The organism is Nocardia sputorum (genome assembly GCF_027924405.1).
Lineage (GTDB): Bacteria > Actinomycetota > Actinomycetes > Mycobacteriales > Mycobacteriaceae > Nocardia > Nocardia sputorum.
Genome location: NZ_AP026978.1, coordinates 7,072,911 through 7,087,830 on the forward strand (window position 1 = coordinate 7,072,911; position 14,920 = coordinate 7,087,830).

Consider the following 14,920-nt stretch of genomic DNA (forward strand, 5'->3'; position numbering starts at 1 on the left):
TAGTAGTTGCGACGGCGCGGGCAGGGACCGTCCGCCTGGCTGGGCGACCATGCCGTTCCGCGCCGGTGCCCCGATGGTCGGTGAGGGCACTCGCGGCTGCCGGTCGCCCCGTTCTCGCGGCCTAGCGGACCGGACCCGAGTCCCCTGCCGGGCGCGCCGCTCGTGCGCCCGGCACAGAATGGGCCGACCTCTCATTCATCCGGTGCCATGCGATCGGTGGCGGTGCTCGCGACTGCCGTGATTCTCGGTCGCCCGTTCTCGGCGCGCCGGAACCACCTCGCACTCGGTGGCGGCATGGTCACGGGCAGTGGTCGTCGCCGTGGAGGCGAGACATGTGGGCGCGTTCGGGCTGGCTGCGGTCGCCGAGGCAGCCACCGCTCCCGCCGGTCAGCCGCGGCGGCGGCAGCGCGAGCGCGGGCGACGGTAGCGGGCGTTGCGCGTACTGCATCGCGACACCGCCGGGACAAGTTCTATGTGGGACGGGCCAGCCGGGTCGGTGTGAGGCGGCCGCGGAGGGTGACGGATTCGCCGAGCCGCCAATGTCGCACCTCGGTATCGGCAGCCGCTGCGACGGTGGCGCCGGACGCGAGCAACAGACCCTCCTGCTTGGCCAGCTCGCACAGGCGGGCGGCCTCGTTGACCGCGTCGCCGATGACGGTGAACTCGTAGCGTTGATGCGCCCCGACATTGCCCGCGACCACCCGGCCCGCGGCCACGCCGATGGCCGCGACGAAATCGGTCGCGGTGGCGTCGAGCCTGACCCGGATCGCGCGCGCCGTGGCCAGCGCCGCGCCCGCGGCGTCGCCCAGCGGAGCGGGTGTGCCGAAAACGGCGAGGGCGGCGTCGCCCTCGAACTTGTTGACCAGCCCGCCGTGGCGCTCCACCTCGTCCACCACGATCCCGAAGAACCGGTTGAGCAGGGCGACCATCTCCGGCGCCGGGATGGTCGCGGCCATCGTCGTCGAGCCGACGATGTCGATGAACAGGGCCGCGGCGTCGGTCTCCACGCCGCCGAGCGTCGGATCACCCGCCAGAGCCGCGGCGGCTACCTCGCGCCCGACATGTCTGCCGAACAGATCCCGGATCTGCTCCCGCTCGCGCAGTCCCTCGACCATGTGGTTGAAACCGCTCTGCAGCTCACCCAATTCGGTGCCGTCGTACACGGCCAGCGCCACATCGAGATCACCGTCCTCGACCTGACGCATCGCGCGGCGCACGCCGAGGATCGGGGCGACCGTAGCGGCCAGGGTCTGCGTCATCAGCAGCAGACCGAAGATCAACGTGGCCCCACCGAGGGACAGCACGCAGACCGCCAGCCGAGCCTTGGTGACGTCGTCCATGGCGAGCGCCGACACCGCGAGCACCATCATCCCGGCCACCGGAACGCCCGATCCGACCAACCAGACCACCAGCGAGCGCCCGAAGACGCCGATGCCGCGACGTCGACCGGAAGCCGCGGCTTCCAGCACCCGCGCGGTGACGGGTCGCAGCGCGAACTCGATGATCAGGTAGCTGTTCGCGCACACCACGATGGCGCTGAGCGCGATGCCGAAGGCCACCTTCGGAATCAGCCGCGGTTCGGCCAGGCCGTACAGCGTGGTCAGCACGACGAGTCCGCCGAACCACAGCAGCGCTTGGTTGCGCACCAGCCTGCGCGGTGTCGCGATGGCCGCGGCCTGCTCCTCCTCGGTGGGCACGTGCAGCGGGTCGGTGGCCCACCGCAGCGCCCGCAGCCCGCGAGTCGTGCCCCACCACAGCCCCAGCAGCAGCGCACAGGTCGCGTACAGCGGTGCGGCGAGCACGTCGAGCAGCAAGAGATCCCGGGTGAAGACCGACGGCCCCGGCAAGACGAAGCCCACCAGCGCGATCGACACCACCATGCCCGTCAGGTTGCCCAGCAGGGTGGGCACAGTGAGCAACAGCTGGATGCGGATGCGTCGCAGCCCCGACGACTCCTCGGCGGACCCGAGCAATCGTGATCCCCACGGCGCCGCGGCGAGCGTCACCTCCCTGTGTTGCATGGGTGCAGCGTAAGCGGAGGCGAGTCGCACCGTGAGCCCGAACCACGGGCTCCGAGCCGAGCAAGTGAGTTCGGCGGCAGCGCTCCGACCCGGACGATGCTCCGCACGTCTCGCTGGTTCACGGGTCGAGTCGTGCTGGGCAGGCGGTGGCGACGCATCGGTGCGCGGTCGACGTGCGGTCGGGGCCGGATGTGATCCCGGGAGTACGTCGCCGCCGCAGTCCGTGCGCCCGCGCCGGACGGTTCGTGCTCGGCGGGTGATCGAGTGCTCGGAAAACAGCGGTGACTGGGCTGCCGACGGTGACCGCCGTCGGCAGCCCGCATGCGGGGCGCGCCGTCGGAACCAGAACTCGCTGCCGGTGGTGCTCCGTCGCGGCTCGGCCGGGTGACCGTGCCGGGCGCTCGGCGCTGCGCGACGATCCTCGGGACAGCCGCCCGCATCGGGGCAAGTGTGCGAAATTGCCGCTGCGGCCGCTCCCGGTGTAGCTGAATCGCTTGCCTCAGTGGGGTGGTCAGCGACCCGGCGGGAGCTCGCGGCGGCTGGACTCGGGAAGTTCGGGGCGGTGGTGGCCCGGCAGCTCGTCCCGGCGGGCTCCGGTGGGAAGGCCGTAGCCGGCGGCGCCGGTGGGGGGAAGCGAGGAGTAACGGGGGGCGTGCGGCGCCGAGTAGTCGGCGTCCACGACGGTGGAGGCAATGTGCTGGGCGTGTGCGATGTCGGGCGTGCCCGGCTGCAGCTGGTAGCCGACGGCCTGCGGATGCGAGATCTGGCCGTCGACGGTGACCTTGCGGGTGCGCCGCAGCGTGAAGGTGATCTCCTCGACCTCTTCGAACGCCTGTCGCGCGGTGCGCAACGGATGCGTCGCCGTGTCGATCGCGTTGGCGACGAACGACGGAACCAGCGGCCGGAGGAAACGCGCGGCGGTGTCGGTGAACGGGACCGTGCCGATCAATGGCAGCTCGAGGCCGCCGCCGCTCGGCGCCGTCGGTGCGGGTGCGACGGCCGGCACCGGCGGATGCACGGCAGCGGGAGCGGGTAGGTTCGTCGCCTCGTCGGGCACGGCGCTGTCCTTTCGGTCGTCCGCCGCGACGGCGGGAAGTTCAGGGCGGCGCGGCGGCTCGGTGATGCCGATCTCGATGCCGCCGATGGCCGCGATGATGCGGGTGCGCTGGCGCTCCCGGTCGATGGCCGTGTCCGCCTCGACGGCGAGGCGGGCGGCGGTGAGTTCCCGCTCGGCGCGCAGGGTTTCCGCCTCGGCGCGCACTTCGGCCTGCTTGACCGCGATCACCGCGTCGGCTTCCCGCTCGGCGCGGTCGTGCACCGTGCGGGCCGCGTTGTGCCGGTCGAACGATGTCTCGCCACGCCACCAGCGCAGGACCAGCGGCAGCAGGGCCAGCGCGACGAACGCCACGATGGTGAGCACGCGCAGCGGCAGCGCGTCGCGCACCGTGTAGTCGTTCATCGCCTGCCAGCGCGCGCCGAGCCCGCGGTCGGCGTCGTCGAAGGCGGCGGTCCGTGCGGTCGACAGGGCGGCCTGGCCCGCGTCGATCCGGCGGTCCGCGGCATCGACCCGGCCTTGCGCGGTGGCGAGCTGCTTGCGGGCGTCGTCGAGCATGTCGTTGGCCGTCTGCGCCTCCGGCCCGCGGCCTGGCACGCCGGTGATCCTGGTGCGCGGACACTCCGGAGCCGGGTTGAGCTCGCAGCGGGCGATCACCAAGGCGTGATCGATATCGTTCTGCGCCATGCCGATCGCCTGTTCGAGCGCGGCCCGGTCGGCTTTCGCCCGGTCGAGTTCCGCCTGCGCGGCGACGACCCGCGGCGCCGAATCGAGCGACCGCTGCGCCTTCTCGTCCAGCAGCCGGCCGACGGATCCGCTGAACAGAACGATCGCGGCGAGCTCGGCGAGCAATCCGCCCACCAGCACCGCGACCACGAGACGCGCGATCATGCCGAGCCGATCGGGCCCGCCACCGGGCCGGGCCGTAGCCAGCGCCCGGGCGAGCGCGCCGGTCAGCGCGGCGATCACGACGCCCGCCGCCGACGCCGCCCACCATGGCCACGCGGAGCCCGCGGCCAGCGCGGCGACCACACCGGAGATCGTCCCGAACAACAGCACGACCGCCCCTGTGACGGCGTATCCCGCACGCTCATGACGATCGGTGATCGCGCTGTTGCCCCCGCCGAGCCAGGTGAACAAGCTGGTGACGGTCATCGGAAGGCACATCCTCTACGTCCCAGGCGCTGACACGGGCGCGACGAAACTGTCACGGATTCGTTGTGACAGCGTGACAGGCTCCCGGGGCGCGCAGCGAGCAGGGAAGGCCGGATGTGGCCAGGCTCACAGGTCGTTCGAACGTCGTATGCGGCTGCGGGGGCGCGTGTGCCTACGCTGACGCGGTGATTCGTTTCCGTGCGAGGGATCCGAGGAGGTCGCGGCGTGCGCAGAATCGGGTTGACGCTGCTGGCCGTGGCGCTGCTGATGTGGCCGGCTAGCGCGGGCGCCGCACCGGACGACCGGTCGCTGGACCGGCTGGTCGCCCTGGTGCTCGAGCGGCTGGACACCGCGGACGCCGTCGCCGCGGCGAAGTGGGTGGCGGCGGGCGAACTCGGCACGGAGCCCGCCATCGACGATCCGGTGCGGGAAGCGAACGTCTACGACGCGATGGCCCGCCTGGGCAACGGCCGTGACCTGCCGGAGAACTGGGTGCGTCAGGTGTTCTTCGGGCAGATCGAGGCGAACAAGACGGTGCAGCGCGGACTGATGCTGCAGTGGCGCTTCGACCCGGCCGCGGCGCCCACCGCACCCGAGGGGCTCGCGTCCGTGCGCCCGGTCATCGACCGGGTGAACGTCGAGATCCTCGACCAGCTCGACCTGCGCCGAGCCGAGCTGACCGCGCCGGATTGCGCGGAACGGTTGGCACGCAGCGTCTTCGGCGTGTTCAGCGCCGGCCGCGGCGACGCCCTGCATCGAGCGGCGCTGGTGCGCGCCGCCGTATCCCTCTGCCCGGCCTAGGCAGTGCTCCCCGACCGCCCGGCGGACTGCGGCGGAACACTGTGTCCAACACCACTCCACGATATTTGCTGATTATGTGCTGAACGACACAGCGGGCAAAAGAGGCCGGACGGTCGGATCACATTCATGGCTTGTCACGCCCGTGTCGGAAATATCTCAACGGCCCGATCGCCGAGTTAGCCGCTGCCACTTGGTTTGCCGCGTGGCGAACCGGGGAAATCCACTTCGACGCAGGTGAGGGCGGTTTCCGGGCTTTGTGAGGAAAGTCTCGGGTGGGTGTCGCGCGCCGGTTTCCCCAGGTGGCACCGGGTGCCATGGGGATCGATCGCACGGTACTCGCTGCTTTACACTGGACAACGCGCACACGTGGAGGACCGAATGCAGAAGCCCAGCTAAACCTGGTTATTAGCACTACCTAAGTTGGTTGGGCCCTGGACCTGACTTATCGTTTGCTCTTACGCCGAACACAGAACGTTCGGCTACCTCGCCCGCTCGGGCAGCCCTAGCCAGGTGCTCAGCGTAGCGGGCGAGCACCCGCTCGGAGGTAAGGATCTTGTTAGGGATCCGTTACCGAAGGGCACCCACTACGTCACAGAAGCGGGTGGAGACAACTGCAGACCTGACTGCACGCCGAAGACCATCAGCGCGGCTGGCTTCGGAACGTACGGGCGCAGTCTTGTACGGAGGCGTTCGACGAAAGGCCGTTTTTCTTCGAAGGCCGACTTTCTTGAAGGCAGAGGCATGACGCAACTTCCTGGCCACCGGTCACCTGGACCCATCGGGCTCTACGACCCGGCGAATGAGCACGACGCCTGCGGCGTCGCATTCGTCGTCGACATGCACGGCCGACGCAGCCGCGACATCGTCGACAAGGCTATTACGGCTCTGTTGAACCTGGAGCACCGTGGCGCCGCGGGCGCCGAGCCGAACAGCGGTGACGGCGCGGGCATCCTGATCCAGGTCCCGGACCGCTTCTTCCGCGCCATCGTGGACTTCGAGTTGCCGCCGGAGGGCTCCTACGCCACCGGCATCGCCTTCCTGCCGCAGGCCCGCCGCGAAGCCGCGCGCGCCGCCTACGGCGTGGAGAAGATCGTCAAGGAAGAGGGCCTCGAGGTCCTCGGCTGGCGCGAGGTGCCGATCGACGAGTCGTCGCTGGGTGCGCTGGCGCGCGACGCCATGCCGAGCTTCCGGCAGATCTTCATCGCCTCGCCGAAGAACGCTTCCGATCCGCTGTCGGAGATGGATCTGGAGCGTCGCGCCTACGTGGTGCGCAAGCGGGTCGAGCGCGAGCTGGGGTCGGCCGGTGCGGGTGAGGGCGCGGTCGGCAGGGAGTCGGTCTACTTCCCGAGCCTGTCCGGGCAGACCTTCGTCTACAAGGGCATGTTCACCACGCCGCAGCTGCGCGCGTTCTACCTGGACCTGCAGGACTCCCGCGTGGAGAGCGCCCTGGGCATCGTGCACTCCCGGTTCTCCACCAACACCTTCCCGTCCTGGCCGCTGGCGCACCCGTTCCGCCGGGTGGCGCACAACGGTGAGATCAACACCGTCACCGGCAACGAGAACTGGATGCGCGCCCGCGAGGCGCTGCTGCGCAGCGACGTCTTCGGCGTCGACTCCGCGGGCAAGAACCGGCTGGAGAAGATCTTCCCCGTCTGTACCCCGGGGGCGAGCGACACCGCCCGGTTCGACGAGGTGCTGGAACTGTTGCACCTCGGCGGCCGCAGCTTGCCCCACGCCGTGCTGATGATGATTCCCGAGGCATGGGAACGCAACGAGACCATGGACCCGCAGCGGCGGGCCTTCTACGAGTACCACTCGATGCTGATGGAGCCGTGGGACGGCCCCGCGTCGGTGTGCTTCACCGACGGCACCGTCGTCGGCGCCGTGCTCGACCGCAACGGCCTGCGGCCGAGCCGTATCTGGGTGACCGACGACGGCCTGGTCGTGATGGCCTCCGAGGTCGGCGTGCTGGACATCGACCCGTCCAAGGTGGTCCAGAAGGCGCGTCTGCAGCCGGGCCGCATGTTCCTGGTCGACACCGCCCAGGGCCGCATCGTCGGCGACGAGGAGATCAAGTCCCAGCTCGCCGCGGAGCACCCGTACCAGCAGTGGCTGGACGCGGGCGTCTCCCGCCTGGCCGACCTGCCCGACCGCCCGCACGTGCACATGTCGCACGACCGCGTGCTGATCCGCCAGCAGATCTTCGGATACACCACCGAGGAGCTCAACCTGCTGATCTCGCCGATGGCCAAGACCGGCGGCGAAGCGCTCGGCTCGATGGGCACCGACACTCCGATCGCGGTGCTTTCGGCCCGCCCGCGCCTGCTGTTCGACTACTTCTCCCAGCTGTTCGCGCAGGTCACCAACCCGCCGCTGGACGCGATCCGGGAAGAGGTGGTCACCAGCCTCAAGCGCAACATCGGCCCGGAGGCCGACCTGCTGCACCCGGGACCGGAGTCCTGCAACATGATCGCGCTGGAGCAGCCGATCCTGGACAACGACGAGCTGGCCAAGCTCGTGCACATCAACGACGACGGATCGCACCCCGAGTTGCGCTCGGTGGTGGTGCGCGGCCTGTACCCGGTGAAGAAGGGCGGCAAGGGCCTGCGCAAGGCGCTGGAGGCGATCAACACCCAGGTGTCGGCCGCCATCGACGGCGGAGCGCGGATCATCGTGCTGTCCGACCGCGAGTCCAACGAGAAGCTGGCGCCGATCCCGTCGCTGCTGCTGACCTCCTCGGTGCACCACCACCTGGTGCGTGAGCGCACCCGCACCATGGTCGGCCTGGTCGTGGAGGCCGGTGACGCCCGCGAGGTGCACCACATGGCCACCCTGGTCGGTTTCGGCGCCGCCGCGATCAACCCTTACATGGCCTTCGAGACCATCGAGGACATGCTCGAGCGCGGCGCGCTGGAGATGCCGGGCAGCACCGGCGACCTGGCCGCCGACTACCGCAAGGCGGTCGCCAACTACAACAAGGCCGCGGGCAAGGGCGTGCTCAAGGTGATGTCCAAGATGGGCATCTCCACGCTGGCCTCCTACAACGGCGCCCAGCTGTTCCAGGTGATCGGCCTGTCGCAGGAGCTGGTGAACGAGTACTTCACCGGCCTGCGCTCGCACCTGGACGGCATCGGCCTGGACGAGATCGCCGAGGATGTCGCGCAGCGGCACCGGGTCGCGTTCCTGGAGAACCGCAACGAGCGCGCGCACCGCGAACTCGAGGTCGGCGGTGAGTACCAGTGGCGGCGCGAGGGCGAATACCACCTGTTCAACCCGGACACGGTGTTCAAGCTGCAGCATGCCACCCGCTCCGGCCAGTACTCGATCTTCAAGGAGTACACCAAGCTGGTCGACGACCAGTCCGAGCGGCTGGCGTCGCTGCGCGGTCTGTTCAAGTTCAAGCACAAGGCGCGCAACCCGATTCCGATCGAGGAGGTCGAGCCGGCCTCGGCGATCGTGAAGCGGTTCTCCACCGGCGCGATGAGCTACGGCTCCATTTCGGCCGAGGCGCACGAGACCCTGGCGATCGCGATGAACCGCCTCGGCGGCCGGTCGAACTCGGGCGAGGGCGGCGAGTCGCCGTCGCGCTTCGAGCCGGAGGAGAACGGTGACTGGCGGCGCAGCGCCATCAAGCAGGTGGCCTCCGGCCGCTTCGGCGTGACCGCGCACTACCTGACCAACTGCACCGACATCCAGATCAAGATGGCGCAGGGCGCCAAGCCCGGTGAGGGCGGCCAGCTTCCGGCGCACAAGGTGTACCCGTGGGTCGCCGAGGTGCGGCACTCGACGCCGGGCGTCGGCCTCATCTCGCCGCCGCCGCACCACGACATCTACTCGATCGAGGATCTGGCGCAGCTGATCCACGACCTGAAGAACGCCAACCCGCAGGCGCGCATCCACGTGAAGCTGGTCGCGGAGCCCGGCGTCGGCACCGTCGCGGCGGGCGTCTCCAAGGCGCACGCCGACGTCGTGCTGATCTCCGGTCACGACGGCGGCACCGGCGCCTCGCCGCTCACCTCGCTCAAGCACGCGGGCGGTCCCTGGGAGCTCGGCCTGGCCGAGACCCAGCAGACGCTGCTGCTCAACGGCTTGCGCGACCGCATCGTCGTGCAGGTCGACGGCCAGATGAAGACCGGCCGCGACGTGATGATCGCCGCGCTGCTCGGCGCCGAGGAGTACGGCTTCGCCACCGCGCCGCTGGTGGTCTCGGGCTGCATCATGATGCGGGTATGCCACCTGGACACCTGCCCGGTCGGCGTCGCGACGCAGAACCCGGTGCTGCGCGAGCGGTTCACCGGCAAGCCGGAATTCGTCGAGAACTTCTTCCTGTTCATCGCCGAGGAGGTCAGGGAGCTGCTGGCGCAGCTCGGCTTCCGCACGCTGGACGAGGCCATCGGCCGGGTCGACCTGCTCGACACCTCGCGGGCCAAGCAGCACTGGAAGGCCAGCAAGCTGGACCTGTCGCCGATCCTGGACGACGTCGAGACGGCGTTCATGTTCCAGGACCGCCGCTGCACCAAGTCCCAGGACCACGGCCTGGACAAGGCGCTGGACCAGCAGCTGATCGTGCAGAGCCGCGACGCGCTGGAACGGGGTCAGGCGGTGAAGTTCGAGACCAAGATCACGAACGTGAACCGCACCGTCGGCACCATGCTCGGCCACGAGGTGACCAAGCTCTACGGCGGCGCGGGCCTGCCCGACGACACCATCGACATCACCTTCACCGGGTCGGCGGGCAACAGCTTCGGCGCCTTCGTGCCCGCGGGCATCACGCTGCGCGTGCAGGGTGACGCGAACGACTATGTCGGCAAGGGCCTGTCCGGCGGCCGGCTGGTGGTGCGCCCATCGCTGAACGCGCCCGGCGAGTTCGTCCCGGAGCGCAACATCATCGCGGGCAACGTCATCCTGTTCGGCGCGACCAGCGGCCAGGTGTTCCTCAGCGGTGTGGTCGGCGAGCGGTTCGCCGTGCGCAACTCCGGCGCCACCGCGGTGGTCGAGGGCGTGGGCGACCACGGCTGCGAGTACATGACGGGTGGCCGGGTGGTCATCCTGGGCGAGACCGGCCGCAACTTCGGCGCCGGTATGTCCGGCGGCGTGGCGTTCGTCTTCGACCCGAACGGCACCTTCGCCGCTCGGCTCAACCCCGAGCAGGCCGACGCCGTCGAGCAGCTGGCCGGTGACGATTTCACCTGGCTGCACGACATCATCACCCAGCACCGTGACCAGACCGGTTCCGCTGTCGCCGAGCGCATCCTGAGCGATTGGTCGCAGCAGGTGAACCACTTCGTGAAGGTCATGCCGCGCGAATACAAGAAGGTTTTGCTCGCCATCTCCGAAGCTGAGAAGAGCGGCAAGGACGTGGACGAAGCGATTATGGAGGCCGCACGTGGCTGACCCCCAAGGGTTCCTGAAGCACACCGCACGCGAACTGCCCAAGCGGCGGCCGGTGCCGCTGCGCCTGATGGACTGGAAAGAGGTCTACGAGGAGAACTTCTCCCACCAGACCTTGCGGACCCAGGCCAGCCGCTGCATGGACTGCGGTATCCCGTTCTGCCACAACGGTTGTCCGCTGGGGAACCTGATCCCCGAGTGGAACGACCTGGTCTACAAGGACCGGTGGCGCGAAGGTATCGACCGGCTGCACGCGACGAACAACTTCCCGGAGTTCACCGGGCGGTTGTGCCCCGCGCCGTGTGAGGCGTCCTGCGTGCTCGGCATCAACCAGGATCCGGTCACGATCAAGCAGGTCGAGGTCGAGATCATCGAGAACGCCTTCGACGAGGGCTGGGTGACCCCGGTCTACCCGACCCGCCTCACCGGCAAGAAGGTCGCCGTCGTCGGTTCCGGTCCGGCCGGTCTGGCCGCTGCGCAGCAGCTGACCCGCGCCGGGCACACCGTGACCGTGTTCGAGCGGGCCGACCGCATCGGTGGTCTGCTGCGCTACGGCATCCCGGAATTCAAGATGGAGAAGCGCTTCATCGACCGCCGTCTCGCGCAGATGGAGGCCGAGGGCACCATCTTCAAGACCGGTGTGAACGTGGGCGTCGACATCACCGCCGAGCAGCTGCGCGAGAAGTTCGACGCGATCGTGCTGGCCGGTGGCGCCACCCTGGCGCGTGACCTGCCGATCCCCGGCCGCGATCTGGACGGCATCCACCAGGCCATGGAGTTCCTGCCGTGGGCCAACCGGGTCCAGCTCGGCGACGACGTCACCGACGACGAGGGCCTGCCGCCCATCCACGCGAAGGGCAAGAAGGTCGTCATCATCGGCGGTGGCGACACCGGCGCCGACTGCCTCGGCACCTCGCACCGCCAGGGCGCGGCCAGCGTGCACCAGTTCGAGATCATGCCGCGTCCGCCGGAGGAGCGGGCCGCGTCCACCCCGTGGCCGACCTACCCGCTGATGTACCGGGTCTCCTCGGCGCACGAGGAGGGCGGCGAGCGGGTGTTCTCGGTGAACACCGAGCGCTTCGTCGGCGCGGACGGCAAGGTGACCGGTCTGGACGCGCACGAGGTCAAGATGGTCAACGGCCGGTTCGAGAAGGTGGAGGGCACCGACTTCACCCTCGAGGCCGACTTGGTGCTGCTGGCCATGGGCTTCGTCGGTCCCGAGAAGCCGGGCCTGCTCACCGATCTGGGCGTCGGCTACGACCAGCGCGGCAACGTGCAGCGCGACAAGAACTGGGCGACCAACGTTCCCGGCGTCTTCGTCGCCGGTGACATGGGCCGCGGCCAGTCGCTCATCGTCTGGGCCATCGCCGAGGGCCGCGCCGCGGCCGCGGGCGTGGACCGGTACCTGGAAGGCGAGACCGCCCTCCCGGCGCCGATCACCCCCACCATGGTGGCTCAGCGCTAGGTCCCCTCTCTTACCGGAGCGGAAAAGAAGGCGCCTGTGGACAACTCGTCCACAGGCGCCTTTCCGCATGTCCGGGGCGTTCCGCCGCCTTGATCTCCGGGCTTCGAAGCGCACCGGGAACGGAAATCCGACACACTGCGGAGTTCGAATGGCATTGCGGCGTTCGTGGCTTTATTGTGATCTTCGGCGTGCTGCTGATCTTGGGATGCGGTTTTGGGTGCACGTCATCCGGTCGGGTGACTTGTGTTCACCCGGCGTGCACTGGAACGACATCCGGTGAGTTCAGCATTGACGCGGCAACTCGGCGGGAAGTTCGACGAGGGCGAGGTTTGGAGCGGTATGCAGTGGAAGAAGGTCGTCGCGGCTCTGGGCGCGTCCGCGACCGTGATGTCCGGCTTGGTTTTCGGTGGTGCGACGGCGAGCGCCGCGCCCGGTTGCCCGAGCCTGTACGTGGTGGCGATCCCGGGTACCTGGGAGACCGGACGGGACAAGACCCCGCAGCCCGGCATGCTGGCCGGCGTCACCCGCGGCCTCCCGTCCAACACGGAGGTCGACTATGTGACCTATGCCGCGACCGCCTTCCCCTGGGAGGGTGAGGTTTACGGCAACTCCAAGAAGGAGGCGGTCGACAACGCCCGGGGTCTGATCGCGAACATGGCGCAGCAGTGCGGCGCGACCAAGATCGCCCTAATCGGCTACAGCCAGGGCGCGGACGCCGCAGGCGATCTCGCCGCCGAGCTCGGCACCGGCCTCGGTGTCGTGCCTGCCGACCGCGTCGCCGGCGTCGGCCTGATCTCCGATCCGCGTCGTTCGCCCACCGACATCCAGGTCGGCCCGGTCGCTCCTGGTGCCGGCGCGGGCGGCCCCCGGGTCGGCGGCTTCGGCTGGGTCAGCGATCGCACCCGCACCATCTGCGCGCTCGACGACCTCTACTGCGCGACCGCGACCGAGGACTTCGTCACCCGGTTCGCCGGGTTCCTGGCCCAGGCGTCGGACGCCAACCCCGCCAACATGTGGCGCTACCAGATCGAGGCCGGCAACATCATCGGCGACCTGATGAGCTCGGGTGGCGTCCCGACTCTGCAGGCGCAGCTGACCGACTCGGCCAACCAGCAGCGGGCCAAGGACCTGGAGCGCTTCTACAAGTCGCAGGCGCACACCCTGTACGGCAGTTACCCGGTGGGTGGCGGTCAGACCGCCATCTCCTGGATGCACAACTGGATCGCGGGCATGGCCTGAGCCGCAGCGAAACCACGGGCCCACCTCCGGATTCGGAGGTGGGCCCTTTTCGATGTGGCCGGGCGGCTAGCTCGAGCCGGTCGGCGGCAGGAACTGCTGGAACTGGTGGAACTGGTGCGGCGGGCCCCCACGCCACGGGCCGTCACCCGGCCGGTCGTCCGGTCCACGGCGCGGACCGTCGTGCCGTTCATGGTGCTCGAAATGGCGGGGCCTGCCGTCGATGTCGGCGCCCTGCTGCGGTGCGTCCACCAGCTGTACCTGGCCCTGGGCGGCCGCGGTTTCGGCGGAAGCGTTCGCGGCGAGGGCGGCGAGCGGGACGGCGATCAGCGACCCGGCCACGGCGACCCGGGCCAGACGCCGCAGCGGCGTAGCGGTTTTGGAGAGCGACACGGAATTCCTTTCTCTCGAACCGTGAACCACTGTCGGAAGCGGCCCACCGGTCCTATCGAAGATTCCGTCACTGGGACACCGGTGCGACAGACCTGGCAATCGACTGTGAATGCTCAGCACGGAGCGATGGTGCGGGGCAACAACTCCCGGACGTGCCCGTTCTCATCGACGGTGGCCGGCACCGTCTCGTCGCACAACAGAGCCCGCCTCCGAATTCGGAGGCGGGCACTGTTCGATGTGGTCGACTGGCTAGCTCGACCCGGTCGGCGGCAGGAACTGCTGCTGCTGCGGGCCATCCTGCCGCGGGGCGTCGTTCGGGCCACGGCCCGGGCCGTTGTCCGGTCCCTGACCTGGTCCGTTGTCGGGTCCGTGGCCGGGGCCGTCGTCCGGTCCACGGCCCTGATCGTCATGCCGTCCGTCACGGTCGAACTGGCGATCGTGGTCCGCGATCTGCTGCGGTGTGTCCACCAGCTGTACAACGCTCTGGTCGGACGGGGTTTCTGCGGATGCGGTCGCCGAGAGGGCCGCCAGCGGGACGGCGATCAGCGCGCCGGCTAGGGCCACCTGGGCCAGACGCCGCAGCGGTGTAGCGGTTTTGGAGAGCGACACGAGAATCCTTTCGTTCGGATCGTGGGCCGCCGGTCGGAGCGGCTCACGTGTCCTATCTCAGCTCGCGTCACTGGCACATCGATGCGACCGGCCTGGCAATCGGCTGGGAAGGCTCAGCGCGGGAGGATATTGCGAGGCAACAGATCCCACACGTGGCCGTTCTCGTTCACGGTGGCGGCCGTGCGCCGCCCGGTGCGGGAGAACAGGATCCTGGTGATCGAGCAGTAGTCGATGGGGAAGGTCAGTGGTCTTTCCAGCCCGAGGACCTCTTGCAGCAGCACGTTGATCACTCCGCCGTGCGCGAACGCGACCACCGTGTCCGCCGGGTCGGCGGCCGCGACGATATCGGAGACGGCAGCGTGCACCCTGGCCTTGAACGCGGCACCGTCCACCTGCACCGGCAGGTGACCGGCCTTGATCCGGTCATAGGCGTCGCGGAATTCGACCTTGGCATCCTCGATGGGGATGTAGGCAGGCAGATCGCGATCGTATTCGGCGAGGTCGTCGACTATGTCGACGCCGAGACCCAGCTTCGCGGCGGTCGGCGCCGCCGTTTCCCTGGCCCGGCGCTGCGGGCTGCTCACCACCCGGGACACCCGATGATGGCCGAGCGCCGCAGGCACCCGCTCGGCCTGCTCCACTCCCACCGGGGCCAATTCCGGGTCGGCGGGCCCACCGGAGCTCAGCATCCGGACCGGCTGGGCATGGCGAACGAGAATCAACTGCACCCACCCCACTCTGCCGCATTCGCCTGCCCGGTCTCCTCTCGCCCCGGTGCGACCGCTGTGCATGGCC

The 14,920-nt window shown here is 69.4% G+C and carries 9 protein-coding genes; 4 read left to right on the plus strand and 5 right to left on the minus strand.

What is annotated here, in order from left to right; genetic code table 11:
- Window positions 1-470: 470 nt before the first annotated feature.
- A complete protein-coding gene (locus QMG86_RS31880) occupies window positions 471-2,021 on the minus strand; it encodes an adenylate/guanylate cyclase domain-containing protein (protein WP_281876587.1) in 1,551 nt (516 codons plus the stop codon).
- A gap of 511 nt (window positions 2,022-2,532) precedes the next feature.
- The gene (locus QMG86_RS31885) at window positions 2,533-4,230 is read right to left on the minus strand and encodes a DUF4407 domain-containing protein (protein WP_281876588.1); all 1,698 of its coding nucleotides are present in this window, start codon (window positions 4,228-4,230) and stop codon (window positions 2,533-2,535) included.
- A gap of 225 nt (window positions 4,231-4,455) precedes the next feature.
- Here QMG86_RS31885 and QMG86_RS31890 point away from each other — a divergent pair, with 225 nt between their 5' ends.
- The 4 genes from QMG86_RS31890 to QMG86_RS31905 all read left to right on the plus strand — a co-directional run bounded on the left by QMG86_RS31890 (window position 4,456) and on the right by QMG86_RS31905 (window position 13,126).
- Entirely contained in the window at window positions 4,456-5,031 is a 576-nt protein-coding gene (locus QMG86_RS31890) for a chorismate mutase (protein ID WP_281876589.1), read from the plus strand.
- Window positions 5,032-5,772: 741 nt separating this feature from the next.
- Window positions 5,773-10,425, plus strand: coding sequence for a glutamate synthase large subunit (gene gltB, locus QMG86_RS31895; RefSeq protein ID WP_281876590.1), 4,653 nt, complete (start codon window positions 5,773-5,775; stop codon window positions 10,423-10,425).
- On the plus strand, window positions 10,418-11,887 hold the full coding sequence (locus QMG86_RS31900; RefSeq protein ID WP_281876591.1) for a glutamate synthase subunit beta: 1,470 nt from the start codon (window positions 10,418-10,420) through the stop codon (window positions 11,885-11,887). Before gltB ends, QMG86_RS31900 begins: the two co-directional genes overlap by 8 nt.
- Before the next feature lie 339 nt (window positions 11,888-12,226).
- Complete coding sequence (locus QMG86_RS31905; RefSeq protein WP_281881226.1) at window positions 12,227-13,126, plus strand: cutinase family protein; 900 nt, start codon at window positions 12,227-12,229, stop codon at window positions 13,124-13,126.
- Window positions 13,127-13,192: 66 nt separating this feature from the next.
- Here the strand turns inward: QMG86_RS31905 and QMG86_RS31910 are convergent, their stop codons facing one another.
- The 3 genes from QMG86_RS31910 to QMG86_RS31920 all read right to left on the minus strand — a co-directional run bounded on the left by QMG86_RS31910 (window position 13,193) and on the right by QMG86_RS31920 (window position 14,853).
- Window positions 13,193-13,516, minus strand: coding sequence for a hypothetical protein (locus QMG86_RS31910; protein WP_281876593.1), 324 nt, complete (start codon window positions 13,514-13,516; stop codon window positions 13,193-13,195).
- Between the two features lie 249 nt (window positions 13,517-13,765).
- Entirely contained in the window at window positions 13,766-14,125 is a 360-nt protein-coding gene (locus QMG86_RS31915; RefSeq protein ID WP_281876594.1) for a hypothetical protein, read from the minus strand.
- A 113-nt stretch (window positions 14,126-14,238) separates the two neighbouring features.
- Window positions 14,239-14,853, minus strand: a complete 615-nt coding sequence (locus QMG86_RS31920; RefSeq protein WP_281876595.1) for a histidine phosphatase family protein — start codon at window positions 14,851-14,853, stop codon at window positions 14,239-14,241.
- Between the last annotated feature and the right edge of the window lie 67 nt (window positions 14,854-14,920).

What these genes read in the sequence shown, in the direction of transcription:
- QMG86_RS31880 (WP_281876587.1), bottom strand. Translation starts at nt 2,021, where the DNA reads ATGCAACACAGGGAGGTGACGCTCGCCGCGGCGCCGTGGGGATCACGA.
- QMG86_RS31905 (WP_281881226.1), top strand. Translation starts at nt 12,227, where the DNA reads ATGCAGTGGAAGAAGGTCGTCGCGGCTCTGGGCGCGTCCGCGACCGTG.
- gltB (WP_281876590.1), top strand. Translation starts at nt 5,773, where the DNA reads ATGACGCAACTTCCTGGCCACCGGTCACCTGGACCCATCGGGCTCTAC.
- QMG86_RS31885 (WP_281876588.1), bottom strand. Translation starts at nt 4,230, where the DNA reads ATGACCGTCACCAGCTTGTTCACCTGGCTCGGCGGGGGCAACAGCGCG.